The 26,922-nt window shown below is 73.1% G+C and carries 22 protein-coding genes and 3 pseudogenes; 12 read left to right on the top strand and 13 right to left on the bottom strand.

Translation table 11 applies throughout. The annotated features are described in order from the left end of the window. Nucleotides 1–28: 28 nt before the first annotated feature. A complete protein-coding gene (locus ORI94_RS22140) occupies nt 29–1,366 on the bottom strand; it encodes a 6-phospho-beta-glucosidase (RefSeq protein ID WP_266078387.1) in 1,338 nt (445 codons plus the stop codon). Between the two features lie 428 nt (nt 1,367–1,794). Between ORI94_RS22140 and ORI94_RS22135 the strand changes: the two genes are divergently transcribed. The 5 genes and pseudogenes from ORI94_RS22135 to ORI94_RS22115 all read left to right on the top strand — a co-directional run bounded on the left by ORI94_RS22135 (nt 1,795) and on the right by ORI94_RS22115 (nt 7,735). Then, nucleotides 1,795–3,222, top strand: coding sequence for a glycoside hydrolase family 16 protein (locus ORI94_RS22135; protein WP_266078385.1), 1,428 nt, complete (start codon nt 1,795–1,797; stop codon nt 3,220–3,222). Nucleotides 3,223–3,529: 307 nt separating this feature from the next. After that, nucleotides 3,530–5,116 (top strand): glucose-6-phosphate dehydrogenase, encoded by a 1,587-nt coding sequence (gene zwf / locus ORI94_RS22130; RefSeq protein ID WP_266078383.1) that lies wholly within the window; start codon nt 3,530–3,532, stop codon nt 5,114–5,116. Beyond that, the gene (opcA, locus tag ORI94_RS22125; protein ID WP_266078381.1) at nt 5,113–6,048 is read left to right on the top strand and encodes a glucose-6-phosphate dehydrogenase assembly protein OpcA; all 936 of its coding nucleotides are present in this window, start codon (nt 5,113–5,115) and stop codon (nt 6,046–6,048) included. The genes zwf and opcA overlap by 4 nt, the downstream gene beginning before the upstream one ends. 104 nt (nt 6,049–6,152) lie before the next feature. Continuing rightward, a pseudogene (gnd, locus tag ORI94_RS22120) lies at nt 6,153–7,022 on the top strand (phosphogluconate dehydrogenase (NAD(+)-dependent, decarboxylating)); the annotation flags it as partial. A 128-nt stretch (nt 7,023–7,150) separates the two neighbouring features. Beyond that, nucleotides 7,151–7,735 carry a histidine phosphatase family protein gene (locus ORI94_RS22115; RefSeq protein ID WP_266078377.1) on the top strand — a complete coding sequence of 195 codons (585 nt, stop codon included), beginning with the start codon at nt 7,151–7,153 and terminating at the stop codon, nt 7,733–7,735. A gap of 151 nt (nt 7,736–7,886) precedes the next feature. On the opposite strand, the pseudogene ORI94_RS22110 reads toward ORI94_RS22115, so the two are convergent. Beyond that, a pseudogene (locus ORI94_RS22110) lies at nt 7,887–8,051 on the bottom strand (PPOX class F420-dependent enzyme); the annotation flags it as partial. A gap of 137 nt (nt 8,052–8,188) precedes the next feature. Between ORI94_RS22110 and ORI94_RS22105 the strand changes: the two are divergent. Beyond that, nucleotides 8,189–9,457: a serine hydrolase domain-containing protein gene (locus tag ORI94_RS22105; protein ID WP_266078375.1), complete on the top strand. Its 1,269-nt coding sequence runs from the start codon at nt 8,189–8,191 to the stop codon at nt 9,455–9,457. Nucleotides 9,458–9,485: 28 nt separating this feature from the next. Here the strand turns inward: ORI94_RS22105 and ribA are convergent, their stop codons facing one another. Further along, nucleotides 9,486–10,145: a GTP cyclohydrolase II gene (ribA, locus tag ORI94_RS22100; protein WP_266078373.1), complete on the bottom strand. Its 660-nt coding sequence runs from the start codon at nt 10,143–10,145 to the stop codon at nt 9,486–9,488. A 41-nt stretch (nt 10,146–10,186) separates the two neighbouring features. Here ribA and ORI94_RS22095 point away from each other — a divergent pair, with 41 nt between their 5' ends. Further along, complete coding sequence (locus tag ORI94_RS22095; RefSeq protein ID WP_266078371.1) at nt 10,187–10,990, top strand: creatininase family protein; 804 nt, start codon at nt 10,187–10,189, stop codon at nt 10,988–10,990. A 179-nt stretch (nt 10,991–11,169) separates the two neighbouring features. On the opposite strand, the pseudogene ORI94_RS22090 reads toward ORI94_RS22095, so the two are convergent. The 5 genes and pseudogenes from ORI94_RS22090 to ORI94_RS22070 form a co-directional block, all read right to left on the bottom strand. Continuing rightward, nucleotides 11,170–11,925, bottom strand: a pseudogene (locus tag ORI94_RS22090) (lysylphosphatidylglycerol synthase transmembrane domain-containing protein); the annotation flags it as partial. 428 nt (nt 11,926–12,353) lie between these two features. Next, complete coding sequence (locus ORI94_RS22085) at nt 12,354–13,409, bottom strand: class I SAM-dependent methyltransferase (protein ID WP_266078370.1); 1,056 nt, start codon at nt 13,407–13,409, stop codon at nt 12,354–12,356. Next, nucleotides 13,406–14,593: a glycosyltransferase family 4 protein gene (locus ORI94_RS22080; RefSeq protein WP_416237867.1), complete on the bottom strand. Its 1,188-nt coding sequence runs from the start codon at nt 14,591–14,593 to the stop codon at nt 13,406–13,408. Before ORI94_RS22080 ends, ORI94_RS22085 begins: the two co-directional genes overlap by 4 nt. Before the next feature lie 95 nt (nt 14,594–14,688). Further along, entirely contained in the window at nt 14,689–15,087 is a 399-nt protein-coding gene (locus ORI94_RS22075) for a 6-pyruvoyl trahydropterin synthase family protein (RefSeq protein ID WP_266078366.1), read from the bottom strand. Nucleotides 15,088–15,201: 114 nt separating this feature from the next. After that, nucleotides 15,202–16,185: a zinc-dependent alcohol dehydrogenase gene (locus ORI94_RS22070; RefSeq protein WP_266078364.1), complete on the bottom strand. Its 984-nt coding sequence runs from the start codon at nt 16,183–16,185 to the stop codon at nt 15,202–15,204. Nucleotides 16,186–16,293: 108 nt separating this feature from the next. Here ORI94_RS22070 and ORI94_RS22065 point away from each other — a divergent pair, with 108 nt between their 5' ends. Continuing rightward, a complete protein-coding gene (locus tag ORI94_RS22065) occupies nt 16,294–17,055 on the top strand; it encodes a CDP-alcohol phosphatidyltransferase family protein (RefSeq protein ID WP_266078362.1) in 762 nt (253 codons plus the stop codon). Between the two features lie 248 nt (nt 17,056–17,303). Here ORI94_RS22065 and ORI94_RS22060 read toward each other — a convergent pair whose 3' ends face one another. The 5 genes from ORI94_RS22060 to ORI94_RS22040 all read right to left on the bottom strand — a co-directional run bounded on the left by ORI94_RS22060 (nt 17,304) and on the right by ORI94_RS22040 (nt 22,974). Further along, complete coding sequence (locus ORI94_RS22060) at nt 17,304–17,681, bottom strand: hypothetical protein (protein ID WP_266078360.1); 378 nt, start codon at nt 17,679–17,681, stop codon at nt 17,304–17,306. 99 nt (nt 17,682–17,780) lie between these two features. Next, the gene (locus ORI94_RS22055) at nt 17,781–19,034 is read right to left on the bottom strand and encodes an MDR family MFS transporter (protein WP_266078359.1); all 1,254 of its coding nucleotides are present in this window, start codon (nt 19,032–19,034) and stop codon (nt 17,781–17,783) included. After that, nucleotides 19,031–20,878 (bottom strand): ABC transporter permease subunit, encoded by a 1,848-nt coding sequence (locus ORI94_RS22050; protein WP_266078357.1) that lies wholly within the window; start codon nt 20,876–20,878, stop codon nt 19,031–19,033. The genes ORI94_RS22055 and ORI94_RS22050 overlap by 4 nt, the downstream gene beginning before the upstream one ends. A gap of 2 nt (nt 20,879–20,880) precedes the next feature. Beyond that, nucleotides 20,881–22,389 (bottom strand): ABC transporter substrate-binding protein, encoded by a 1,509-nt coding sequence (locus ORI94_RS22045; RefSeq protein WP_266078355.1) that lies wholly within the window; start codon nt 22,387–22,389, stop codon nt 20,881–20,883. A 3-nt stretch (nt 22,390–22,392) separates the two neighbouring features. After that, entirely contained in the window at nt 22,393–22,974 is a 582-nt protein-coding gene (locus ORI94_RS22040; RefSeq protein ID WP_266078353.1) for a GNAT family N-acetyltransferase, read from the bottom strand. A 153-nt stretch (nt 22,975–23,127) separates the two neighbouring features. Between ORI94_RS22040 and ORI94_RS22035 the strand changes: the two genes are divergently transcribed. From ORI94_RS22035 to ORI94_RS22020, 4 genes are all read left to right on the top strand, one after another. Continuing rightward, entirely contained in the window at nt 23,128–24,129 is a 1,002-nt protein-coding gene (locus ORI94_RS22035; RefSeq protein WP_266078351.1) for an ATP-binding protein, read from the top strand. A 576-nt stretch (nt 24,130–24,705) separates the two neighbouring features. Then, complete coding sequence (locus ORI94_RS22030; protein ID WP_266078349.1) at nt 24,706–24,981, top strand: hypothetical protein; 276 nt, start codon at nt 24,706–24,708, stop codon at nt 24,979–24,981. A gap of 88 nt (nt 24,982–25,069) precedes the next feature. After that, nucleotides 25,070–25,981, top strand: coding sequence for a MerR family transcriptional regulator (locus tag ORI94_RS22025; protein WP_266078347.1), 912 nt, complete (start codon nt 25,070–25,072; stop codon nt 25,979–25,981). 324 nt (nt 25,982–26,305) lie between these two features. After that, nucleotides 26,306–26,818, top strand: a complete 513-nt coding sequence (locus ORI94_RS22020) for a hypothetical protein (RefSeq protein WP_266078345.1) — start codon at nt 26,306–26,308, stop codon at nt 26,816–26,818. The last annotated feature ends 104 nt before the right edge of the window (nt 26,819–26,922 follow it).

The following is a 26,922-nucleotide window of genomic DNA, read 5'->3' as shown; positions in this document are numbered from 1 at the left end:
CTCCTCCTGGTGTGCTCTTCCCGCGGGGCTACTTGAGGTGGGCGAGGCCGGGGTGGACGGCGCTGTAGCCGTCCACGAGGCGGCGGGCCACGTTCACGGAGTCGACGAGCGGGTGCAGCGCGAACGCCTTGACCGCGTGGGTGCGGGAGCCGGACTCGGCGGCACGGAGCACCTCGCGCTCGACCGCCTTGACGGAGCAGACCAGGCCGGTGGCGTGACCGGGCAGCGGATCGGCGGAGAGCGGGTGCGCTCCCTGGGCGTCGACGAGACAGGGGACCTCGACGACCGCGTCCGCGTCCAGCGCCGACAGGGTGCTGCGGTTGCGGACGTTGAGGATCAGGGTGGTGCGCTCGTCGCGGGCGACGGCCCGCATCAGGGCGAGGGCCACCTTCTCGTAGCCGCCGGACAGGTCGTCCTCGTCGCGGTCGCCGGCTCCGGCGGTCTCGCGGTTCTCGGACATGTAGGTGGCCTCGCGTTCGGCGCGGGTGCGCTCCCAGGTGGCGAGGGCGGGGGTGCCGGGGTCGCCCACCTGCGTGTAGAAACGGGCCTGCTGGTCGTGGAGGAAGGCGCCGCGGGTCTTGTGGGCCTGCCGGTAGGCGCGGACGGTCTCCCGGTTGAAGTAGTAGTAGTGCAGGTACTCGTTGGGGACCGCGCCGAGGGACTGGAGCCAGTCGGCGCCGAAGAGCCTGCCCTCCTCGAAGGAGCCGAGCAGCTGCCGGTCGGCGAGCAGGCGCGGGAGTTCGTCACGGCCCCTGACGTACAGGCCGCGCACCCAGCCGAGGTGGTTGAGGCCGACGTAGTCGATCCACGCCTCTCGCGGGTCCGCGCCGAGCACCCGGGCGATGCGGCGGCCGAGACCCACCGGTGAGTCGCAGATGCCGATGACCCGGTCGCCGAGGTGCCGGGACATGGCCTCGGTGACCAGGCCGGCCGGATTGGTGAAGTTGATGACCCAGGCGTCGGGGGCGAGCCGGGCCACCCGGCGGGCGATGTCGACGGCGACGGGGGCGGTCCGCAGCCCGTAGGCGATGCCGCCCGCGCCGACCGTCTCCTGCCCGAGGACGCCCTCGTCGAGCGCGACCCGTTCGTCGTTCGCACGGCCCTCGAGTCCGCCGACCCGGATCGCGGAGAAGACGAAGTCGGCACCGCGCAGCGCTTCGTCCAGGTCGGTGGTGGTGCCCACCTCGGGGGCGTCGGGCACGCCGGCCGCCTGTTCGTTCAGTACACGGGCGACTGCAGACAGTCGACGGTCGTCGACATCGTGCAGAACGACCCGCGTCACCCGTCCCTCGGCGTGGTCCCCGAGGAGCGCGCCGTACACCAGCGGGACCCGGAATCCTCCGCCGCCCAGAATCGTCAGTTTCACGTCCGCACCCTTCCCACCGCGGCGGTTCCGACGCCTGCCGGTCCGTTCGTCCACGATGTCACCGCCGCCGGTTCCGCCCTCGATCATGACGCCTCCGGCGGGCACCGGGACGTCCGGCCGGCATGCGCCCGGCGTGTGGTCGGACAGAGGACCGTGTGCGGCGCCGGGTCACCGGCCGGGCGCCGCTCCGTGCGGCCGGGCGTGGCGCCGTTGCACCCATTCGCGTCAATCCATGAGGTGAACTCCCCCTCGCACGCAAGGACTTTCTCGGTTACACCTCTTGACGGTCACGGGGGCGCGGAGCACATTGGCGACACCTTGAGAGCGCTCTCAGAACTGACGGGCAACCGATGAGCAGGGCTCTTCGGGCACTCCCCGCACCCGGATCGACCCACGCGTCCGTATCCCTCTCCGAGAGGCATCCCCACATGAGTGACCCCTCCGGCACCCCCCGCAGACCCCGTGTCCCCCGCAGATCCCGTCCGCTGCGGCGGACGCTGATGGCCGCCGTCGGCACGCTCGGGCTCGCGCTCGCGGCCTCCACCCTCGCCCTGCCGTCGGCGAGCGCCTCCGCCCCGGCTCCCCCGTCGGGCTGGAACCAGGTCTTCGTCGACGACTTCGACGGCGCCGCGGGCAGCGGCGTCAACACCTCCGACTGGCGGTACGCGACCGGCAGGGGATACCCGGGCGGCCCCGCCAACTGGGGCACCGGTGAGATCGAGACGATGACGTCGAACCCGGAGAACGTCTCCCTCGACGGCAACGGCAACCTTCGCATCACCCCACGCCGGGACGCCTCCGGGAACTGGACCTCCGGCCGCGTGGAGACCAACCGCTCCGACTTCGAGCCGCCCGCCGGTGGCGTCCTGCGCGTCGAGAGCCGCATCCAGGTGCCGAACGTGACCGGTGCCGCCGCCAAGGGGTACTGGCCGGCGTTCTGGATGCTGGGCGCGCCGTACCGGGGCAACCACTGGAACTGGCCCGCCGTCGGCGAGCTCGACATCATGGAGAACACGCAGGGCAACAACACCGTCTTCGCCACGATGCACTGCGGCACCGCGCCCGGCGGGCCGTGCAACGAGAACAGTGGCATCGGGGGTTCGACCACCTGCCAGGGCACGACCTGTCAGGCCGGCTTCCACACCTACCGGTTGGAGTGGGACCGCTCGGGGAGCGTGGAGGAGATCCGCTTCTCCCTGGACGGCACCACCTTCCACACCGTGCGGGAGAACCAGGTCGACACGACCACCTGGACGAACGCCACCGACCACGGTTTCTTCATCATTCTCAACGTGGCGATGGGCGGCGGTTTCCCCGACGCCTTCGGCGGCGGCCCGGACGCCGGTACGCAGCCCGGGCACTCGATGCTCGTCGACTACGTGCAGGTGCTGACCTCCGGCGGCGGTGACGGCGGGGGCGGCACCACGCCGCCGCCGTCCGGCAACCGCGATGCCTACGGCACCATCCAGGCCGAGTCCTTCGACGGCCAGTCCGGCACGATGACGGAGACCACCTCGGACTCCGGCGGCGGTCAGAACGTGGGTGCGCTGGCCAACGGCGACTGGCTGCGGTTCAAGGGCGTGGACTTCGGCTCGCCCGCGGCCACGCAGTTCTCGGCCCGGGTGGCGAGCGGTGCGCCCGCCGGGGTCAGCGGTCTGGTCGAAGTGCGCCTGGACAGCCGCGGCAGCGCCCCCGTCGGAAGTTTCTCGGTGGGCAGCACGGGCGGCTGGCAGTCGTGGCGGACCGTCCCGGCGAACATCGGGTCCGTGACGGGCACGCACGACGTGTATCTGACCTTCACGAGCGGCCAGCCGCAGGACTTCGTGAACGTCAACTGGTTCACGTTCGGCCGCTGACCAGATCGGTTCCGCTGCTCCGCCGAGGGGCTCCACGCACGCGTGGGGCCCCTCCCCCATGTGCGCGACCTGCGGCTCTCCCGGAGCACCCGCGCCGCAGGGGCCCCTCCCCACGAATACGTCATACTTTTACTCGTGAACGTGTTACGGAGGTGAGGGTTCGGGCGTACCGGGACACCCTGTAGGTGGAGGAGAGGAGCGAAGGCGCCACAAGGTACGGCGATGCCGCCCGGCAGGAACGTGAGGAACACGGAGAGGCAGGTCCTCGACCACCTCGACCACCTCGACGACAAGGAGCTGACACGGAATGACCGAGGAGACCGAGGAGACCGGGTCGGCCGGGTCGACCGGGGCGCCGGCCCGGGCCGGCGCCGGTTGGCCCAACCCCCTGCGTGACCCGCGCGACCGCCGTCTCCCGCGCATCGCCGGCCCGTCCGGTCTGGTCATCTTCGGGGTGACGGGCGACCTGTCGCGCAAGAAGCTGATGCCGGCGGTGTACGACCTCGCCAACCGGGGTCTGCTGCCGCCGGGCTTCTCGCTGGTCGGTTTCGCCCGCCGGGACTGGGAGGGACAGGACTTCGCGCAGGTGGTGCACGACGCGGTCAGGGAGCACGCCCGCACGCCGTTCCGTGAGGAGGTCTGGCAGCAGCTCACCGAGGGCATGCGGTTCGTGCCGGGCGACTTCGACGACGACACGGCGTTCGAGCAACTGCGTTTGGCCATAGATGAGTTGAATAATTCGCGGGGCACCAGCGGCAACTACGCCTTCTATCTCTCCGTACCGCCGAAGTTCTTCCCGAAGGTGGTCCAGCAGCTGAAGAAGCACGGGCTGGCCGACGATCCCGCGGGCTCCTGGCGGCGCGCGGTGATCGAGAAGCCGTTCGGCCACGACCTGAGGTCGGCCCAGGAGCTCAACGCGGTCGTGCACGAGGTGTTCGCCCCGGACCAGGTCTTCCGGATCGACCACTACCTGGGCAAGGAGACCGTGCAGAACATCCTGGCCCTGCGTTTCGCGAACACGATGTTCGAGCCGATCTGGAACCGGTCCTTCGTCGACCACGTGCAGATCACCATGGCCGAGGACATCGGCATCGGCGGCCGGGCCGGCTACTACGACGGCATCGGCGCCGCCCGCGACGTCATCCAGAACCACCTGCTCCAGCTGATGGCGCTGACCGCGATGGAGGAGCCGGCCTCCTTCGACGCGGCGTCGTTGCTCACCGAGAAACTGAAGGTGCTCCGGGCCGTGCGGCTGCCGGGGGACCTGGGCCGGCACACCGTGCGCGGGCAGTACGAGGGTGCCTGGCAGGGGGGCAGGCAGGTGCCGGGCTACACGGAGGAGGACGGCATCGACGCGGGCTCCACCACCGACACGTACGCGGCGATCAAGCTGGGCGTCGACAACCGCCGCTGGGCGGGCGTCCCCTTCTACCTGCGCACCGGCAAGCGGCTGGGCCGCCGGGTCACCGAGATCGCGGTCGTCCTCCAGCGGGCACCGCACTCCCCCTTCGACACCACGGCCACCGAGGAGCTCGGGTCGAACGCCATCGTCATCCGCGTCCAGCCGGACGAGGGCATGACGGTGCGGTTCGGCTCGAAGGTGCCCGGCACCTCGATGGAGATCCGGGACGTGACGATGGACTTCGCCTACGGCGAGTCGTTCACCCAGTCCAGCCCGGAGGCCTACGAACGGCTCATCCTCGACGTCCTCCTCGGGGACGCCAACCTTTTCCCCCGGCATCAGGAAGTGGAGGAGTCCTGGAGGATCCTCGATCCGGTCGAGGAGTACTGGGCGTCCCACGGCAGACCGGCCCGGTACGCCTCGGGCAGCTGGGGGCCCGCGGAAGCCGACGAGATGCTCGCACGAGACGGACGGAGCTGGCGCAGGCCATGAAGATCGATCTGACCGACACCACGGCAAGTGATGTCAACAAGGCGCTGGTGCGGGGCCGCCGCGCCATCGGCACCCCGGCGGTGGGCATGGTCCTGACGATGGTGGTCGTCACGGACGAGGAGAACGCCTACGACTCGATCAGGGCCGCCGAGGAGGCCTCGCACGAGCACCCCTCGCGCATGCTGGTCGTCATCAAGCGGCACGCCCGCACTCCGCGCGAGCGCACCCGTCCGCGGCTGGACGCCGAGGTGCGGGTCGGTTCGGAGGCCGGTACGGGCGAGACAGTCGTCCTGCGGACCTACGGCGAGGTGTCCGACCACGCCGACTCCGTGGTGCTGCCGCTGCTGCTGCCCGACGCCCCGGTGGTCGTGTGGTGGCCGGCGGACGCTCCCGAGCACCCCTCGAAGGACCCGCTCGGCGCGCTCGGCCAGCGCAGGATCACCGACCTGTACACGGTGGACGAACCCCTGGAGGTCCTGTCGGCCCGGAGGCGCACCTACGCGCCGGGGGACACCGACCTGGCCTGGACCCGGATCACGCCCTGGCGTTCGATGCTGGCCGCCGCCCTGGACCAGGCCCGGTTGACGGTGACGTCGGCGGCCGTGGAGAGCGAGGCCGACAACCCCAGCGCGGAACTGCTGGCGCGCTGGCTGGAGGCCCGGCTGAAGGTGCCGGTCGAGCGGGTGGAGACGGCCGGCCCGGTGGTCACGGGGGTGCGGCTGGGCACGGCGGACGGCGAGATCGTCATCGACCGGCCGGAGGGTCCGATGGCCACGCTGTCGCTGCCCGGGCAGCCCTCGCGGCGGCTCGCGCTGAAGGTCCGCCCCCTGTCCGAGCTGATCGCCGAGGAGCTCCGGCGGCTCGACGCGGACGAGATGTACGCCGTCGCCCTGCGCGGCGAGAACGCCGAGGAGGCCGCCGCCCCTGCCTGAGACTCCCTGCTCCCCCGCCCCTCATGCCTGACACGGGTGACACGTCCGCACCGACCCGCCGCCCCGGTGGGCCGCCCCACCACGACATCGGGAAGTGAACTGACATGCAGATCGGTCTTGTTGGTCTCGGCAGGATGGGCGGCAACATGCGCGAGCGCATCCGCGCCGCCGGGCACACCGTCGTCGGCTACGACACCAATCCCGACCTCTCGGACGTCGCCCATCTGTCCGACCTCGTCGACCGGCTCCACGGGCCGCGCGCGGTCTGGGTGATGGTCCCGGCCGGCGCCGTCACCCAGCACGTCATCGACCAGCTGGGGAGCCTGCTCAAGCCGGGTGACACCGTCGTCGACGGCGGCAACTCCCGCTGGACGGACGACGAGAAGCACGCCAAGGAGCTGGGCGCCCGGGGCATCGGCTTCGTCGACGCGGGTGTCTCGGGCGGGGTGTGGGGGCGGGAGAACGGCTACGCGCTCATGGTCGGCGGTGACGAGGAGCACGTGGAGCGCCTGAAGCCGATCTTCGACGCGCTCAAGCCGGAGGGCTCGTACGGCTACGTCCACGCGGGCCGGGTCGGTGCCGGGCACTTCGCGAAGATGGTCCACAACGGCATCGAGTACGCCATGATGCAGGCCTATGCCGAGGGCTGGGAGCTGCTCGAGAAGGTCGACTCGGTGGACAACGTCCGTGAGGTGTTCCGTTCCTGGCAGGACGGCACGGTCGTCCGTTCCTGGCTCCTCGACCTCGCGGTCGACGCCCTCGACGAGGACGCCCACCTGGAGAAGCTGCGCGGTTATGCCGAGGACTCGGGCGAGGGCCGCTGGGCCGTGGAGGCGGCCCTCGACAACGCGGTACCGCTTCCCGCGATCACGGCCTCCCTGTTCGCCCGGTTCTCCTCCCGGCAGGAGGACTCGCCGCAGATGAAGATGGTCGCGGCGCTGCGCAGGCAGTTCGGCGGGCACGCGGTCACGTCCGCGGGCACCTCGACGGACCGGCCCGACCAGGACGGTCACGAAAGCCCGGAGGGCGGGGGAAGCCGGGTCGCCGGGGAGGCCCGGGCGGGTCGGGCAGAGCCGGGAAGCCCGGACGAGGTGTAGCGGCCGTGGGCGATCTGCTGCTCGCGCGGCACGGTGAGACGGAGTGGAGCAGGTCGGGGCGGCACACCGGCCGCAGCGACCTGCCCCTGACGCGGGACGGCGAGGCGCAGGCCAGGGCGCTGGCCCCGCTGCTCGCGGGCCGCTCCTTCGCCCTCGTGCTCACCAGCCCGCTGGTCCGCGCCCGGCACACCGCCGCACTGGCGGGGCTGGCACACGCGTTGCCGGAGCCGGACCTGCGGGAGTGGGACTACGGCGGCTACGAGGGCGTCACCACCGCCGACATCCACCGCACCCGGCCCGGCTGGGACCTGTGGACCGACGGGGTGCCGCCCGGACCCGAGTTCCCCGGCGAGTCTCCCGGGCAGGTCGGCGCACGGGCCGACCGGGTGCTGTCCCGGGTGGCCGTGGCGCTCGGGGCGGGCGACGTGATGCTCGTGGCGCACGGCCACCTGCTGCGCGTCCTGACGGCACGCCGACTGGGTCTGCCGCCCGCGAACGGACGGCTGTTCCGGCTGGAGACGGGCACACTGAGCCGGCTGTCGCTGGAGCACGGCCGTCCGGTGGTCGAGGAGTGGAACACCCGGCCGTGACCCGGGCCGCGACAGGCACCGCGGGCCCGGCCCGCACAGGGCCTGTTCGTCGGCTGCTCAGCCGCCGCCGCTGAGGGCGCTCGCGGTACGTCCCCGGCTCCCCGTCGGCGACGGCGGCGACGAGTTCCGCGAAGGCCGAGCCGGTGGGGACGGCGCGGCCGTCCGTGACCGGGACACGGATCATCCGCTCGTCGGGGCAGTAGGCGTGAGGGACGTTCGACAGCTGGGGCCGTCCGTCCTGCTTCAGGGTGACGTGCACCCCGCCGCCCTCGTCGCCCATCAGCTCCAGCAGGGCCCGCCGTGTGTCCTGTGTCATGCCGGGTTCGACGGAGCGCACCGGCTCGGGTGTTCCCCTGCCGGGTCCGCCGGTGTGTTCCCGTGCGCGGTGAGGTCTGACCCGGTCCGGGCGGGGTATTCCGAGAATCGGCTCGTCAGGTTGATCGAAGGAGTGCCATGGGACTGCTGCGGCAGGAGGCCGACCCGAAGGAGGCCGGTCTGGACGCGAAGGCGCTGGACCGGATGGACCGGCACTTCGCGCGCGAGGTCGACGAGGGGCGGCTGCCCGGGTTCCTGGTGTCCGTCGCCCGGGGCGGGCGGATCGCCCACCTCACGGCGTACGGGCGGCGGGACGTCGCGGCCGGGCTGCCGGTGGAGAGCGACACCCTGTGGCGGATCTACTCGATGACGAAACCGGTGACGGCCGTGGCCGCGCTGACCCTGGTCGAGGAGGGCCGGCTGTCCCTGGACGACCCGGTCGGCCGTCACCTGCCGGCGTTCGCCGAGCCCCGCGTGTACGAGAGCGGCTCCGGCGACGGGATACGGACGCGTCCTGCCGCGGGCCCCCTGCTCGTACGGCATCTGATGTCCCACACCGCCGGGCTGACGTTCGCCTTCTACCACGCCCATCCGGTGGACGCGCTGTACCGCGCGGCGGGGCTCGACTCGTCGGTGGCGCCGGGAACGGACCTGGCGGGGACGGTCGACGCGTACGCGCGGCTGCCGCTGCAGTTCGACCCGGGGACGCAGTGGAACTACTCGGTCGCCTCCAACGTGCTGGGGCGGATCATCGAGGTGGTGTCCGGGCAGCCGCTCGACGTGTTCCTCGCCGAGCGGATCTTCGGCCCGCTGGGGATGACGGACGCCGGGTTCCAGGTCTCCGACGAACAGGCCCCGCGGCTCGCGGAGTTGTACGGGGAGACGGACGCCTCCGGCGACGACGGCAGCGGCGGTAGCGGTAGGGGCAGTCGCGGCATCGAGCCCGTCGCCGGGCTGCCGCTGCACGGGCGGCCGCGGTTCCTGTCCGGCAGCGGGGGCATGGTGGCCTCGGCCCACGACATGCACCGGTTCACGGAGCTGCTGCGTCGGCGGGGCGAGGTGGACGGGGTCCGGTTGCTCGCTCCGCGGACCGTGGACCTGATGACCCGCAACCACCTTCCCGGTGGCGCCGATCTGCGCGCCGTCGGCAGCCGCCCGGCCCATGACGATCCCGGCAACGAGGGGATCGGCTTCGGCCTCGGCGTCTCCGTCGTCGTCGACCCGTCCCGTACGCAGACCCCGTCCGGCCTCGGCACGTACGGCTGGACGGGGGTCGCCACCACGGCGTTCTGGGTCGACCCGGGCCGCGACCTGACCGTGCAGTTCTACACGCAGGTGCGGCCCAGGTCCTCCCACACGGTCTTCCGGGACCTCAGGCGGCTCGCGCACGAGGCCGTCACCGGCTGAGCCCTCCGCCGTCCGGCCGGGGACGCCCTCAAGACCAGTGCGCCACCGCGTCGAGGTGGGGCAGGTTGTGGTCGAGGCGTTCCCGCTTGGTGCGCAGGTAGGTGATGTTGCTCTCGCACGGCGGTATCAACAGCGGTACCTGCTCGGTGACCTGGATGCCGTGCCGCTGCAACGCGTCGCGTTTGCGCGGGTTGTTGGACATCAGCCGGACCGACTCCACGCCCAGGTCCTGGAGCATACCGGCGGCGACGCCGTAGTCGCGGGCGTCCACCGGCAGGCCGAGGGCGAGGTTCGCCTCGACGGTGTCCAGTCCCTCCGCCTGCAGGGCCATCGCGCGCAGCTTCGCCAGCAGGCCGATGCCGCGACCCTCGTGCCCTCTCAGGTAGACGACCACGCCCGCCCCCTCGGCGGCGACGGCGCGCAGCGCGGCGGCGAGCTGGTCGCCGCACTCGCAGTGCTGGGAGCCGAACGCGTCCCCGGTCAGGCATTCCGAGTGCAGCCGGGTGAGGACCCGGTCCGCGCCGATGTCGCCGTAGACCAGGGCGACCTGTTCGTCACCGCGGTCGTGGTCCAGGTAGCCGACCGCCTGGAACTTTCCGTACACGGTGGGCAACGGCGCATTCACGACGCGCTCCACTCCGGTCCGCTGCGGGGACTTCTTGCCGAGTACGCCTATGTTTTCTGTCATGATTCTCGAGTTCCTAAGCAGAGACGAAAGGCCGTGAGGATATGAGTGGTTCACCAAAGCGGTCGGCGGCATACGGCCCGGTCCACGGTCTGTTGCCGGCGGATACTACAGAAGATGTACGGAAGCGGGGCGCAGACGTCTCACGGCAGATCGCGGTGCTTCCCGTCGGGAGTTTCGAGCAGCACGGCCCGTTCCTGCCGCTGGCGACCGACACGCTGGTGGCGTGCGCCGTCGCGCGGGAGATCGCCGACGCGTATCCGGTGCATCTCCTGCCTCCGGTGACGATCGGCTGCTCGCACGAGCACGCGGCCTGGCCGGGGACCGTCTCCATCTCCTCCGTGACCCTTCACGCGGTGGTACGGGACATCGCCGACTCACTGCGCCGGTCCGGTGTGGACACCCTGGTGGTGGTCAACGGACACGGCGGGAACTACGTACTCGGCAACGTCGTTCAGGAATCCTTTGCCCGCGGTGAGCGCATGGCGCTGTTCCCCGCCCCGGAGGACTGGGAGACCGCGCTCCGGCACGCCGGCGTGGAAACCTCACTCCTCACCGACATGCACGCGGGGGAAATCGAGACCTCCGTCCTTCTGCACACTCATCCCGAACTGCTCCGACCCGGTTATGAGACCTCCGATCACGTCGCCGACGACCGGCGCCGGTTGCTCACGCTGGGAATGTCCGCCTATACCGATTCCGGTGTCATCGGCCGTCCTTCGCTGGGTTCGGCGGAAAAGGGCAGGGAAATCCTGGTGAGCCTCGTGGATTCCTTCGGCGCGTATTTCTCGATGCTCACCTCCGACTCCACCCGGCCCCCGGCTTCCGGTGGCGGCAGCGGCGCGTAGTCCGGGATGTCCTGCGCGTCGGAGGCGGGTACGGGTGCGGTCGCGGTGGTGGCGGCGGCCGTCCGGAGGCCGGCGCGCAGGCCTGCGTACCAGCGGGCGACGAGCACGATCACGCCGGGCAGGCTCGCCGCGAGGCTGAGCACCCCGTAGACCACGGCGACGGTCAGGCCGCGGCCGGCGCCCAGTCCCGCGGCGCCGAACGCCCAGGCGGCGACGCCCTCACGGGGTCCCCAGCCGCCGACGTTCAGCGGCAGCGACATGGCGAGCAGCGCCAGGACGGCCAGGGGCAGCAGCTCGGTCACCGCCGCGCCGACCCCGGCGACGCGGGCGGCGAGGACGAACATCGCCAGGTATCCGGTCAGGACCACGACGGAGGAGACGAGGACGCCCGGCCCGTTGCGCCGGGACAGCAGTCCCTCGCGTGCCTCGGCGAGCGCCGACCGCAGTGCCCGGCCCCGGCGGGAGGGCCCCGGCCGGTTCATCCGCAGGGCGAGGACGACGGCGCAGGCTCCCAGTGCGGCGAGGCCCGCCACGGGTGCCGCCTGCCGGAGGTCGTCGCGGACCGGGGAGGGCATGGTCAGCAGCATCACGGCACCGGCGGCGAACAGCGCGAGCTGTCCGGCGGTCCGCTCCAGGACCACGGACCGCACCCCGCGGCCCAGGTCGCCGGTGCTCTGCCCGTGCCGTACCGCGCGGTGGACGTCGCCGAGGACGCCTCCGGGCAGGGCCGCGTTCAGGAACAGGGCGCGGTAGTAGTCGGCGACCGCCGGGGCGAGCGGCAGCCGGATGCGCAGGCCGCGGGCCACCAAAGCCCAGCGCCAGGCGCTGAACACCGTGGTCACCAGTCCGATCCCGAGCGCCGCCAGCAGGGACGCCCCGTCGATCCGGCGCAGTCCGTCGACGAGGGCACCGGTGCCCAGGCGCCACAGCAGCACGGCGAGGATGACGACGCCGGCGAGGGTACCGAGGCGGGTGCGTACGGCGGGGGTGTTGAGCCGGGCGAGGAGGGCGCGGGGACCGGTGGCGGTGGCGGTGACGGTGGCGGTGCCGCCACCGGGACCGGGTTCGGAACGGGGGCCAGGACCAGGACCAGGACGAGGTTCGGAGCCGGGACCGGGACGGGGACCAGGATCGGGACCGGGACGGGGGCCAAGACCGGGACCGGGACAAGGTTCGGGACCGGGACGAGGACCAAGACCGGGACGGGGACCAAGACCGGGACGGGGACCAGGGCTAGGTTCGGGACCGGGACGAGGTTCGGGCCCAGGACCGGGATCGGGCCCGGGACCGGGGCGTGCGGGGTGTGACGGGGACGTCTGCGGAACCGGCAGGCCCAGGACCGGTGTCTCCACCGCCCTGGCGGTCACGCGACGCCGCCCGCCGGCCGGCACAGGGCGAGCAGGTCGGTGTGGTGGACGACGACCCGCAGGTCGCCCGCGGCGCAGGCCTCCAGACGCTCGGTCAGGTAACGGCCCGCGGGCTCGGCGAGTTCGGGGCGTTCCTCGACCGCCGCGCCCACCCAGCCCCGCAGCCACTGGGCGGTCAGCCCGGCGTGCTCGGGGCCGAGCCGCCAGGGGCTCGGGTTGAGCCGTACGGTCGCCCCGTGCTCGGAGAAGGCCTCCGCGGCGGCGGTGGCCGCGTCCGGGCCGAGCAGTCCGCCCCGCTTCTGGTGGGCGTTGAACGCCTCGGTGATCTCCTGGTCGAGCGGGTGCGGCGCGGTCAGTTCGACGCGTCCGGCCACCGACAGCGTGAGCAGCGCCGGGCAGCCGGCTCCGGCGCAGGCGGCGGCGAGGGCGTCGACGTCCTCGCGGGTGAGGACGTCGAGGAGTGCGGACGCCGTCACCAGGGAGGCGCCGGACAGCACGTCCGCGGTGAGCCGGGCGACGTCGCCGCGCCGGGTCTCCACGCTGACGCGGCTGCCGTCGGCGGCGGACCGCGGGGAGGCGACGGCGGCGAAGTGCAGGAGGTAGGGGTCCCGGTCGTGCAGGACCCAGTGCTGTGCACCGTCCAGGCGGGGCGCGAGCCAGCGGCCCATCGAGCCGGTGCCGCAGCCGATGTCGTGGATGATGAACCCGTCGGCCCGTGTCGGCAGGTCGGCGAGCCTGACGCGCAGCGGGGCGAGCAGCTCGTGGGCCCGCGCGAAGGCGTCGGCGGGCTCGCGCAGCTGGAGCCACTCGGGCGCGTAGCGGGCGGGTTCGTCCTCCTCGGGGTCGGTGCCGCTGTCCGTCCCCCGCAGCCGGAGGGTGGCCCGCTCACCGGGGCGCGGCGCGGGTCCGGCACCGGGGATGACGGACCGGGCGTCCCCGTACCGGGGGCCGGGCTGGGCCGGGATCACGCCGGTGCCACCCGCGTCCGTAGCCGTATTCGTGCCGGTGCCGGTGCCGGTACCGGTCTGCTGTGTCGTCGCCTGGTCGGTCATGCGGCCCTCCGGGGTTCGGCAGGAAGCCGGCGCAGTACCGTCGCCAGGCTCTGTGCGGTGCTCGCCCAGCCGCCCAGCGCGGCACGCCGGCCGCGCGCGGCCGCCTTCAGCCGGCGGCGGACGTCCGCCTCGCCGAACCAGCCGCGCAGTTCGAGGGCGATGGCGGAGGGGTTCTCCGGCGGGACGAGAATGCCGGGCACCCCGCCGTCGGGGGCGCGGCCTACGGCCTCGGGCAGCCCGCCGACGTCGGTGGCCAGCACCGGGATGCCCCGCGCCAGCGCCTCGGTGACCGCCATGCCGTACGTCTCGGCGTACGAGGTGAGGACCATCAGGTCGGCGGCGGCGTAACTGGCGTCGAGGTCGGCGCCGGCCTTCGGTCCCGTCAGTTCCAGCCGGTCCTGGAGACCGTGCTCGCGGATCAGGTGGCGCAGATGGGTGACGTACCCGGGGTCGTGGGCGAGCCCACCGACCAGGGCGCAGCTCCACGGCAGGTCGGACACCGCCGCCAGCGCCTCCACCAGCCGGTGCTGTCCCTTGCGTGGGGTGACGGCGGCGACGCAGAGCAGCCGGGAGACGCCGTCGGTGCCGGAGGCGAGGGGCGCGATGTCGGCGCCGGGGGCGGCGACGTGGACGCGGTCGGGCGCGAGGCCGTGGTGGGAGACCAGTCGGCGTACCGCCCAGTCGCTGGTGCCGATCACGGCGGGCACCGCGCGCAGCACCGTACGTTCGCGGGCGTCCAGGTCGGCGGCGAGGGCCGGGGCGAGCCCGGTCTCGTCGCCGAGCGGGAGGTGGACGAGGACGGCCATGCGCAGCCGCTGGGCCTCGGGGACGACGATCTCGGGGACCCCGCAGGCGACCAGCCCGTCCAGCATGACGACGCTGCCGTCCGGCAGTTCGCGCAGGGTGCGGGCGAGCGCGCCGCGGGCGGCGGCGTCCGGGCGGGGCCAGTCACCGGGCACGGCGTGGCGCTCCACCTGCCAGCCGAATCCGGGCAGGTCCAGGCACACGCGCCGGTCGTACGCGTTGCCGCCGCTGGGCACCGACGGGTCGTCGACGCCCCCCGGCATCAGGAAGTGCACACGGCGCAGGGACATGGGGATGATCCCGCCGTTCCATCGAGCGGAGGTCTGGGCTGTGGCCTGGGGGGCGGGCTGGGCGGCGGACTGCTGCGGTACGTAGTCCAGGCGGGCCCGCTCGAAGGCGTTGCCGGTGGCCTTGTCCGTGGTCCTGCCGGTGACGTGGACCGTCGTGTCGAGGGCGGTGTCGACGCTCGTGCCGGTCACAGCGCACGCTCGTAACTCGCCCAGGCGATGTGCGACTCGTGCAGGGTGACCGCGAGTTGTGCGATGCCCTTGGCCCCCTCGCCCAGCGCGCCCTTGTGGATGCGCTCGGCGAGCCGGTCGGCGATGATCTTGGCCAGGTACTCCGTGGAGGTGTTGACCCCCGCGAAGTCGGGTTCGTTGTCGAGGTTGCGGTAGTTCAGCTCGCCGACGACGGCCCCGAGTTCCTGCGTCGCCAGGCCGATGTCGACGACGATGTTGTCCTCGTCCAACTGTTCGCGCCGGAACGTGGCGTCCACGAGGAACGTGGCCCCGTGCAGGCGCTGGGCCGGTCCGAAGACCTCGCCGTGAAAGCTGTGGGCGATCATGATGTGATCGCGGACGGTGATGCTGAACAACGGACGACCCTCCAGGTGCGGCGCGTCTGCTCCCCGGCTGATCGCCGCCGGGGATGCCGGGTAGTACGGCCGGACGCATCCCGGTGTTCAGCGTCAGGCACGTCTTTTCTCAGGTCAGGCAGCGACCTCGCCGTAGCGTACGAGGTGGCACAGGGCCGAGAGCTCACCGGAGGCGAGGCGGGGCATGAGGGCGGGCAGCTCCGTGAACCCGGACTCGCCGGTGATGAGCGCGTCCAGGGCCGGGTCGGCCAGCAGCTCCAGGGCGAGGGCCAGCCGGTCGGCGTAGCCGCGGCCGGGGCGGGCCGGGGAGACGGTGCCGACCTGGCTGCTGCGGATGGCGAGCCGCCGTGAGTGGAAGGCCTCGCCCAGCGGAAGGCTCACCTTCCGGTCGCCGTACCAGCTCAGCTCGATCACCGTGCCCTCGGCGGAGAGGAGTTCCAGGGAGCGGGTGAGCCCCTGTTCGGTGGCGCTGGCGTGTACGACCAGGTCGCAGTCGCCGAGGGCGTCGCCGGGCAGCGCGAACCCGGCGCCGAGGGCCTCGGCGGTTTCGGCGCGCGCGGGGTCGGCGTCGACGAGCTGGACCCGTACGCCCGGGAAGCGGGCCAGCAGCGCGGCGACCGAACTGCCGACCATGCCGCCGCCGACGACGGCGATCCGGTCGCCGATCAGCGGCGCCGCGTCCCACAGGGCGTTGACGGCGGTCTCCACGGTGCCGGCGAGCACGGCCCGTCGGGCGGGCACGGTGTCGGGCACGGGTGTCACCGCGCCCGCCGGGACGACGTAGCGGGTCTGGTGCGGGTAGAGGCAGAAGACCGTCCGCCCGACGAGCGTGTCGGGTCCTTCCTCCACCACGCCCACGTTGAGGTAGCCGTACTTCACCGGTCCCGGGAAGTCGCCCTCCTGGAACGGCGCGCGCATCGCGGCGTGCTGGCTCTCGGGCACCTGGCCGCGGAAGACGAGGGTCTCCGTGCCCCGGCTCACTGCGGAGTACAGCGAGCGCACCAGGACCTCGTCCTCACCCGGGCCGGGCAGGGGGACTTCACGGATTTCACCTCGGCCGGGCGACTCGAGCCAGAACGCATGAGCGGCGTGGTTCATCGAATTCCTCCTGAACGATCGTCACGTTGCACGCGTACCGAGGGGTGCACAGGCCGCGCACAAGGTAGCGGCGTTGATCGACTCTGTCACACGGCCGGAGGGTGTTCGGTGGCCCTGAACAACAGTTACGACGCACGGCTCGTACAGCAGGAGACCGCCGTGGGGGCGGGTGTACAGGTCCTGCTGCTGGTGCTGCTCGGCACGGCGATCGGCATGGGCCCTGCGGGCTGGCTGACCGGCCTCGCGTTCGCGATCGCCACGTGGGCGGTGCTCTCCCGGGCCCTGCACCGGTCCCGGCTGCGCTCGTTCGGCCCGGCCAACCGGGTCACGCTCGGCCGGGCGATCCTGGTCGGCGGGGTGACCGCGCTGGTCGCCGACTCCTTCCAGGACTCACCGCCCGTCAGTCTTTTCGTCGGCCTGACCGCCGTGGCCCTCATCCTCGACGGGGTGGACGGCAAGGTGGCGCGCAGGACCGGCACGTCGACGCCGCTGGGCGCCCGCTTCGACATGGAGGTGGACGCGTTCCTCATCCTGGTGCTCAGCGTGTACGTGTCCATGGCGATGGGACCCTGGGTGCTGCTGATCGGCGGTATGCGGTACGTCTTCGTCGCGGCGGCTTGGGTGTGGCCGTGGCTGAACGCCGCGCTGCCGCCGAGCACGGCCCGCAAGACGGTGGCCGCGCTCCAGGGCGTCCTCCTGCTGGTGGCGGGCGCGAACCTGCTGCCGCACCTGGTCAACGTGGGGGTGGCGGCGCTGGCGCTGGGGCTGCTGGTGTGGTCGTTCGGCCGGGACGTGCTGTGGCTGTGGCGGACCTCGCGGGTGCGGCCCGCCCCCGTCGAGCGGCCGATGCGGGAACTCGTCGCGCAGTGACGTCCGGTCGGCCGCGGTGACGTCCGGACGTCGGCCGCGGTGACCGGCGCGGGTCCTGTGATTGGCTGCCCGGCGGCCGTTGCCCGGCGTTCGTTACCCAACGGCCCTTGCCCGGCGGCCGTTACCCAACGGTCGTTACCAGGCGGCCGTTACCCGGCGTTCGTTGCCCGATGGCCGTTGCCCAACGGCTCCTGCCCGGCGGCCCTTGCCCGGCGTTCGTTGCCCAACGGTCGTTACCAGGCGTTCGGTCACCCGATGTTCGCCTCGTCCGCGCCGTAGGGGGACGGGGGCGTGTTCTCGGGGTCCAGGATCTCCAGAGCGCCGTGGATCCAGCCGCCCGCCTTGCCCGTGTTCAGCGCGAAGCGGGCCTGGGAGAGTGGGCGGGTCAGCGGGTTGCGGCGGTGGGCACGCGCCGCTTTCCGAGCGTCCCGGAGGGCTCGGACGGCGAAGGCGAGCCGGAGCTGGAGGTCGCGGGGGACCTTGACGTCGACCAGGCCCGCGGCGCAGGAGGCGACCTTCTCGGCTGCCCCTTCCAGTTCGGCGGCCCGGCGGATACTGGACGGCCCCTGGAAGGACGCCAACAGCTCACGCACTTCGTGCAGTTGGGCTACGGCTTCGGAACTCATGCGTACAGCATGCCTCAACGGGGAGCGGGCCCCTCACCGCGCCGGCGACGGACACCGCGGAGCCGGGGAGGACCGAGCGGGCGTGAGGTGTCCCGTCCGTCACCCGCGCCGGGGCAGCAGTCCCACCGCCGCCGCCGTGACGCCGGCCAGGACCAGCCAGGGCACCGCGGGGGGCAGTCCCGCGTCGAGCAGGACTCCGGTCGCCGAGCTGCCGGCCAGGACGACGAGTCCGGAGACGGAGGACAGCGCCCCGGTGTAGAGGCCGAGCCGGCCGTCCTCGGCGAGATCGGGGACCCAGGCACGGGCCACGGGCGCGACCAGCATCTGGCCGAAGGTGAGCAGGACGACGAACCCGGTCACCGGCGCCAGTGCGGCAGCCCCCGGCCACCCCGTGGGCCGCGTCGTCGCAGCCGTCCCCGCCACCACCGCGAACCCGGCCGCGATCAGCAGCAGACCGGCCGCCATGGACTGGCGCGTCGTCAGCCGTCTGCCCGCCCAGCGGGTCACGGGCAGCTGGGTGGTCACCACCAGCAGCGAGGACACCGCGAACAGCCAGGCCAGCGATGTCTGCGAGCCGGTGACGCGCTCCACCTCGGCGGGCAGCGCGAGATACATCTGGTTGTAGGCGAGCAGGAAGGCGCCGTACGCGCAGCACAGGGCGAGGAAGGGCCGGTTGCGCAGGACCAGCCGCGGCCCGCCCCGGACCGGCGTCCGCTTCCGGCCCGGTATGCGCTGGGGCAGCAGCCGGGCGTGTCCGGCGAGGACGAGGACGAAGACCCCGGCGCCCGCGAGACACGCGGTGCGGAAGTCCACGGCCAGCAGGAGGGCGCCGAGCAGCGGCCCCACGAACGCCCCCGCCTGTCCGGCCACGGTGAACAGCGCGAGGACGCGGGTGCGGGCCTGGCCGCTCTCCTCCTCCCACACGACGGCCTGGCGGGCCACCTCGGACTCGACGGCCGGTGAGAACAGGGCGGCGGCGAAGCCGATCAGCAGCACCGCGCCGATCACCGCCCAGGTCCGCCCGGCGTACCCGAGCCACACGAACCCGGCGATCCGGAGGGCGCAGCCCGCGAGGACCACGGGCCGGATGCCGTACCGGTCGGCCAGGGCCCCGCCGACCACGAACAGCCCCTGCTGGCTGAACGTCCTGAGCCCCAGCACCAGTCCGACCAGCCACCCCGCCATGCCCATGGCCTGGCCCAGATGGGCGGCGAGGAAGGGCAGGACGGCGTAGAAGCCGAGGTTGAAGGCGAGCTGGGTGAGGATCAGCAGCCGCAGCAGCGGGGAGAGGCGGGTGCGGCGGCTGCCTTCCGCGCCGGTCCTGCGGGAGCCGAGGGAGGCCGGGAACGTCATCGTGCCTCCACCAGCCGGTCCCCGTCCTGCGTGCCGTCGGGCTTGCCGGCCGAGGCCGGTCCCTCCAGTCGCTCCGGTCCTTCCGGCCCGGACGCCCCACGTGTCCCCCGCCCTCTCCTCCTCCCCCACTCCGGCCGTCCCGGTCCGCCCGCCGCCGTCACCGAGAGGGCGCCGAGCAGGGCGAGGGCTGCGGCCGGGGCGAGGACGGCCCAGGGCGCGCGTTCGGCGTAGGGCTGGTTCTCGGCGAGGAGCAGGCCCCATTCCGGGGACGGCGGCTGGGCGCCGAGCCCGAGGAAGCCGAGGGAGGCGAGGGCGAGGGCGATGCCGGGCAGCCGCAGCAGGGCGTGGCGGACGACGGGCGGCAGTACGGCGGGGAGCAGGTGGCGCCACAGCAGATACCGGCGGCCGGCGCCCAGGCCCTTGGTGGCGGCGAGGTGCTGGGTGGCGCGTTCCTGGAGCAGCAGCGCGGAGGTGTGCGCGGCGAGCGCGGTCCAGCCGACGGCGGTCACGGCGAGCGCGGGTGTGGTGGTGCCGCTGCCCACGGCGGCGGTGACGAGCAGCGCGGCGAGCACCGGCGGTACGGCGTTGACCGTGTCGACGAGGGCCCCGGACAACCGGGGCACCAGCCCGAGCAGGACGCCGATGCACAGGGTCGCCGCGCTGATCCCGAGGGCGAGCAGCAGGGTGTCGAAGGCGCCGTGCCCGACGCGGGCGAGCATGTCCCGGCCGAGGGCGTCGGTGCCGAACGGATGGGTGAGGGAGGGGGGTTGAAGCCGTTGTGCGGTGTCGAGCGCGAGCGGGTCGCGGGTCAGCCCGAGGACGACGACGGTGGCCAGGACTGCGCCGTGGGCGAGGGGCTGCACGCGGCGGGCCGGTGGCGGCGGCCGGTGCAGTGTCGGCAGGGCGCGGTCGCGCAGGGCGGGTCCGGTGAGCAGCCGGGCGGCGAGCCGGCAGGCGGGGGTGACGAGGGCCGCGAGCAGGACCAGGACGAGGGTGCCCGCCTGGAGGACGGGCAGGTCCTGGGCGAGGGCGGCCTGGAGGGTGGTGCGGCCGAGTCCCGGGATGTCGAAGACCTGCTCGACGGCGACGGCCCCGCCGGTCAGCCCGACGACGAACAGCCCGAGGTTGGGCAGCAGCGCGGGCAGGCACCGGCGTACCGCCTGGCGGGCGACGCGTCGGCCGGGGATGCCCCGGGCGGTGGCGCTCCGGGCCCAGGGTTCGGCGAAGGCGCCGGGCAGCAGGTCGTCGAGGAGCCTGCCGAGGACGGCCCCGGCGGGCAGGCCGAGGGCGAGGGCGGGGAGCACCGTCCACCGGGGTCCGTACCAGCCGAGGGCGGGCAGCCATCCCCACTGCACGGCGACCACGGTGGCGAGGACGGACGCCAGGAGGAACTCGGGCAGGGCGGCGAGCACGGCGGACCCGGTGCCCGCGGCGCGCCGGCCGCCGAGCCGTCGCCGCGCGCCGAGGCGGAGCGTCCGGGCGCACACCAGCGCGGCGGTGAGGGCGGCGGCCAGGAGCGCCACCGTCATCAGCAGCAGGGAGGCGCCGAGTGCCCGGAGCACGTCGGGCATGACCTCGCTGCCGGAGATCCACGACCGTCCCGCGTCCCCGCGCCACAGGCCGCTCAGCCACTGCCCCAGCAGGTGTGCGGGCCCGGCGTCGAGTCCGAGCTGGGCGCGGACGGCGGCCAGGACCTCGGGGGTGGCGTCGCGCTCGGCGGAGCGGGCCTTGAGGACGGTGCGCGCCGGGTCGGTGCGCGCGAGCCAGGGCAGCAGGCCGATGCCGCACACCAGGACGGCCGCGAGTACGGCCCGCCACAGGAGTGCGGCCACCTGCCGTCGCATCGTCAGCGCCGCGTTCCCGTACCGACGAGGGTGCGCTCGTACGGGTCGAACAGCACGCCGCGCGCCGAGGCGCCGACGCCGGTGATGATGCGCTGGTGGACCAGCGGCAGCACCGCGTCGCTGCCGAGGACGGCGGCCTCGGCCTTCATGGCGGCGTCCTGCCGCTTGTCGGGGTCGGCGGTCCGCTCGGCCTCGGCGACGGCCCGGTCGACGTCCTTGTCGCAGAGCTGGGCGATGTTGTTCGCGCCGTCGCAGGTGTAGTCGGCGGCGAGGACGGCGACGGGGTCGCCGGTGTCCAGCATCGTGTTGCGGGCGAGGACGAACGCGTCGAACGTCCCGTCCAGCGCGTCGGTTTCGAGCCGCGAGTACTCCCGCACCTCCAGCTCGACCTCGAACCCGGCCTTCTCCAGCTGCTGCTTCAGCACCTGGGCGGCTTCGGGCAGCTCGGGCCGGTTGTCGTAGGTGGCGAGGGTGATCGCGGCGCCGTCGACGCCACCGGCCGCCCGGGCCCGTCCGGTGGGCTTGCCGCGTTTGCCGTCGGCCCAGGTCACGGCGGGCCCGTAGACGCCGGCGCCGGGGTCGGCGTACCCCTCGTACACGCCTTCGGCGAGCGTGGAGGTGTCGAGGGCCTCGCGGGCGGCGGCGCGCAGCTTCGGGTCCTCGAAGGGGCCGGAGGCGGTGTTGAGCAGCAGGCTGGTGGTGCGGGTGGTGGCGGTGTCCCGGCGCATGGCCGCGTCGAGGGTGGTGGCCTGGGCGACGGGTACGGCTTCGGCGATGTCCAGCTCGCCGGTGCGCAGGGCGTTGGCGCGGGCCGTGCCGTCGGCGATGAACCGGGCGTCGATGCCGGAGGCCTGGGCGCGCCCGCCCCAGTAGTCGTCGAAGCGGTCGAGGGTGGCGGAGGCGGCCCCGTCGACCTTGGTGAGTTCGAAGGGTCCGGCGGCGGTGCCGACGGGGTCGACGCGCCGGGCGTTCCCGCCCTTCTCGTAGGCCTTCTCGGCGAACACGGCGAGGCTGGGGCTGGAGAGCCGCAGCGGCAGGATGGGGTCGGGCTCGGCGGTGCTGACGCGGACGGTCCGGTCGCCGTCGGGTTCGGCGGTCAGGGTGACGCCGGTGAGGGCGCCGGGGACCGGCTCGGCCTCGGCGGCGTGGGTGAGGGCGGCGGCGACGGCGGCCGGGGTGACGTCCGTACCGTCCTGGAACCGGGCCTCGCGCAGCGTGAACACCCAGCTCCTGTCGCCGTCCTGACGCCAGGACTGGGCGAGCGCGGGCGCGGCGGCGCCGTTGGCGTCCATCGCGGTCAGCCCCTCGGAGACACCGAGCCGGCTGAGGAGGGTGGCGTCGGCGCCGTACGGGGAGAGCTGCTCGGCGGGCGGGAAGGCGAGCGCGACGCGCAGCCGGGAGCCGCCGCCGGCGTCGTCGCTGGCGGAGTCCTCACCCGCGGAGGCGAAGCAGCCGGCCAGGAGCGGGGTGAGGGCGAGGGCGGCGAGCAGCCGCGGAGGAAGCCGGCGCACCGGTCACCGTCCCATCGGGATCTCGAAGTGGAGGACGCCGCCGGCGCGGCCCGCGTCCTCACGTTCATCGTGCACGACCTTGGCGAGGGACCGCCAGAAGGGCTCGGCGCCGGGGACGGACGGGTCGGTGTGCAGGTACACGGACCGGTAACCGCCGTCGGCCGCGGCGAAGCCGAGCAGTTCGCCGACCAGGCGCCGGGCGAGCCCGCGCCTGCGGTGGTCCGGCCGGACGTACACGCGCCGCACCTGCGCGGTCTCGCCGGAGGGATACCGCTCGGCGAGTTCGCGCGGGTTCGGCGGATGCGCGGGTCCGCGGGAGTCGAGCGCGGCGGTGGCGACGACCTCCCCGGCGCCGCTCCCGCCGTCGCCGGCACCGCTCCCGCCGTCGCCGGGGCCCTCGGGGTCGACGGCGACGAGGAGGGTGTGGCGGGGCGAGGAGAGGTAGGCGGCGGCCGGATCGACGATGTCGCCGTGCCACCGGGGCACGTAACCGGTGCCGAAGTCGCGGTAGACGGTGTCGAGCATCACGGCTCGCGCACGGTCGAGGTCCGCCGGACCCGCGGCCCTGATGATGTATTCGCGCACTTGCGCATCTTATGCATTAAGCCTCCAGAATCGATCATCCGGGTGAACCTCCCGGCGGACAGCCGTGACACGCGCCGCGGGATTTGACACTGCCGCGACGGCGCCCCTAGAACCTACCGACATGACATTCGTTTTCAAAAGGGTGGGGCGCCGATGAGGATCGCGTTCGTCGGCAAGGGCGGCAGCGGCAAGACGACGATGTCGGCCCTCTTCTCCCGTCACCTGGCCGCCGACGGCGCCCCGGTGCTCGCCATCGACGGCGACATCAACCAGCACCTGGCCGAGGCGCTCGCCCCCTCCGGGGGCACCCCGGTGACACCCCCTCCCCTGGGCCCGCGCCTGCACGACATCAAGGCGTACCTGCGCGGCACCAACCCCCGCATCACCTCCACCGAGTCGATGATCAAGACGACTCCGCCCGGCCGCGGTTCGCGCCTCCTGCGCCTGCTCGGCGACGACGAACTGCACGCGCGGCACGTCTGCCGGGCCGGCGGCGTCCCGCTGATGGCCACGGGCGAGTTCGACGACAGCGACCTGGGCGTGGCCTGCTACCACTCCAAGCTGGGCGCGGTGGAGCTGTACCTGGGCCACCTGGTCGACGGCCCCGGCGAGTACGTGGTGGTCGACATGACCGCCGGCGCCGACGCCTTCGCCTCCGGCCTGTTCACCCGGTTCGACCTCACCTTCCTGGTCGCCGAACCCACCCGCAAGGGCGTCTCCGTCTACCGCCAGTACCGCGACCACGCCCGCGAGTTCGGCATCCGTGTCGCGGTCGTCGGCAACAAGGTGACCTGCGAGGACGACCTCCTCTTCCTCAAGGAACAGGTGGGCGACGACCTCCTGACCCACCTGGTGCACTCGGACTGGGTGCGGGCGGCGGAACAGGGCCGGCCGCAGCCCACCGCCCCGGCCGCTTCCGGCGCCCCGGCCGCCTCGGACCCCCTGGGCGCGCTCGAGCCCCACAACCGCCACGCCCTGACGGTCATGCGCGGGGCCGTGGACTCCCACCCCCGCGACTGGGACCGCCTCCACCGCCACGCCGTGGAGTTTCACCTCCGCAACGCCCGCTCCTGGGCCGACGCCCGCACCGGCGAGGACCTGGCCGCCCAGGTGGACCCGGAGTACGTCCCCGGCCCGGCGACCCTGCCCTGCTGACGCCCCGCCACCCCTCGGCGTCGCCCCTCGGTCCTGCTCATCCCACCCCCGGAAGGAGTTCTGGCACCTGGAGGAAGTCGTCACGGGCGGCCGCGAACTCCTTGGCAGCGACATGAAAGGTGGCTCTGTCCGTCAGGGCCGTGGCCAGGGCCCTGCCCCCGGCGAGGGCGTCGTACCGGTGCGAAGGCGGGCCAGGCTCACCCCTTCGTCGAACAGCCCTCGCACACGTTCCGCGAACAGATGGGTGCGGAACTTTCAGTGGACGGCCGAGCTCACGGTGAGCACCCGTTGCACTCGGACCGCCTCCGCCAGGTGAGCCGGGCTTTCGGCCGCGCGGAGCGCAAGTGCGTCCACCTCGTCCCGGAGGGCCCCACGGCTCTGGAAGTACCACCGTTTGATGTCGGGCGACCAGTGCGAAGACCCGGTACCGACGGGCGGGCGCGGCTCCAACGACCGCCAGGAACATGGTCGTGGCCGAGAAAAACTCGGGCACCTGTACCAAGCCGGGTGACTCCGGAGGGCCGGCGTACCCCGTCGACAGCAGCGGACGCGCCATCGCCAAGGGGATCATCTCCGGTGGCGGAGGCGGCAAAAGTCCTCGACCGCGACGGCCGCACGGAGCACCTGTTCCTCGACATCGGCACCGGCGTCCGGGCGGTGCTCCGGGAGCACGACGGGCGGTGGGCGGTCCGGCAGAACGGGCCGTCCCGCATCTGGGACGCCGTCGAGACGCACATCACCCGCTGGCGCGGCGCCGGGGCCCCGCCGCTGGAGCGGTTCGAGATCACCCTCACCTCCGAACAGCCGTCCATCAGGCGAGGAGGCGCATGCTGTCGGCGCCGGCGGTGGTGAGGGGACTCAGCAGAGCTCTGGGGAACTTACGGAATGCCGCGCCGAGGCGCTTGAGTCTCCAGCTGCTGGAGGGTCCAGAATCTCGCCCATGGACGACGAACGCCCCGACCTGCTCACCATCGGCCGGCTCGCGCACCGCACCGGACTTCCGGTCCGTACCCTGCGCTTCTGGTCGGACGAGGGAGCGGTGCCGCCCGTGGCCCGTTCCGCGAGCGGCTACCGGCTGTACGACGCCGGGTCCGTGGCCCGCGTCGAACTGGTCCGCACCCTGCGCGAGCTGGGCCTCGGGCTCGACGACGTGTGCCGGGTGCTGAGCGGTCGGACCACCATCGCCGAGGTCGCCGACGCGCATGTGGCCGCGCTCGACGCGCAGATCCGCTCGCTCAAGGTGAGCCGGGCCGTCCTGTCCACCGTGGCGACACGTGGTTCCACCGCTGAGGAGACAGCACTGATGAACCGGTTGGCGCGGCTATCCGCCGCCGAACGCAAGCAGATCATCGACGAGTTCAAGGAGGAGGTGTTCGGCGGTCTCGACGCCGACCCGCGCCTGCGCGACCGCATGCGCACCTACAGCATCGAATTGCCCGACGATCCCACGCCTGAGCAGGTCGACGCCTGGATCGAATTGGCCGAACTGGTGCGTGACCCCGGTTTTCGCGCCCGGTTGCGCACATGGCTGGAGCTCAACACGCCCGTACCGGGGCAGGGCCGTCCCCCCGGGGCGTCCATCTGGTGGGCCAGGCAGGTCGTGCGGACCGTCGCGGAGGTCAGAGAACGCGGAGGCGGTCCCGAGGGGCCGGCAGCGGCCGAGGTGCTGTCCGAGCTGTTCGGTGACGCCGATCGGGCCGCCGTGCTGCACAGCCTGGAGGCCGGGATCGAGGCAGAGGCGGAGCGCTACCGCAGGCTCGTGGCCCGTGTGCGCGGGCAGTGTTCGTCGCCCGACGCGACCGAGGAGCTGGAGTGGCTGGCGCGGGCCCTGCGCGCCGTGGATCAAGCCTGACCGGCCGGCAGGCGGCGGCCGTGGAGCGACTACACGTCGGCCGGCACCCTGCCCCTGCCCCTGCCCGCTCTGGTCCCCGGCCCGCACAACGAGGCGACGCCGGACTGCCGGGCGCAGGCAGCCCGCTGCAACGGCGAACCGGGCCGTCCTGACCGAATCGACGACGGGATGACGCGCCCGGCCGCCCCGCTCACGCAGCCAGGCCAAACGAGGGTGTCCGCCGGTCAGACAGCGATCCTCGATGCTGGGAGGGCAGTCGCCGTTCAACGGCGCCGCACCGATAGCGAAGAGTTCCGGCAGCGGGTCCTTGCCGTCCTGGCCGCGATGCACAAGAGCCGCCAGCCCCTGTCCGATGCGGAGACCACCCGGCGGGCCGCCGTCAACCCGCGGTGCCTTCAACGCCACCGTGACCTCAAAGCGGAAGCCGAGTCCATCCGCGCCCACCTCGCCCAAGACCGGCCACGAGCGGCGGCAGCAGCGGCCGCCCGCAAGGAGGCGGCCCTCGAAGTCGAGAACCGCATGCTCCTGGAACAGGTCGCCGCCCTGCAGCGGGCCCTGAACGAAGTCCAGAGCGAGCTGCGCACACTACGCGCCCACGAACTGGGCGCCCGCCTTCGGGACGGCCTGACCGCCCGCTCGCTGCGGGACACGGAGACGGAGGAACTGCGCGAGCAACGAGACGCAGCACTCGCAGCCGGCCGGCAAGCAGAGGCCGCCGTGCAGGCACTCCGCAACGTCAACCAGCGGCTGATGGTCGAGCGCAGCCGACTGATTGCCCCAGATGTTGCGGAACCAACCCGGACAACCACAGTCGCCTGCAAGCCGCCAGGCCCTTGAGGAGCCTGCCGCCAACCGATGTCGCCAGATGGAGGCCTCTTCTGCGGCGCCAGACCAGCCCTCTGACGTGGCCTACCGAGAATTACTCCCGCTGTGTCGCGTGT

This window comes from Streptomyces sp. NEAU-W12, assembly GCF_026242095.1.
GTDB lineage: Bacteria > Actinomycetota > Actinomycetes > Streptomycetales > Streptomycetaceae > Streptomyces.
This window is presented reverse-complemented; position numbering and strand designations above follow the sequence as displayed.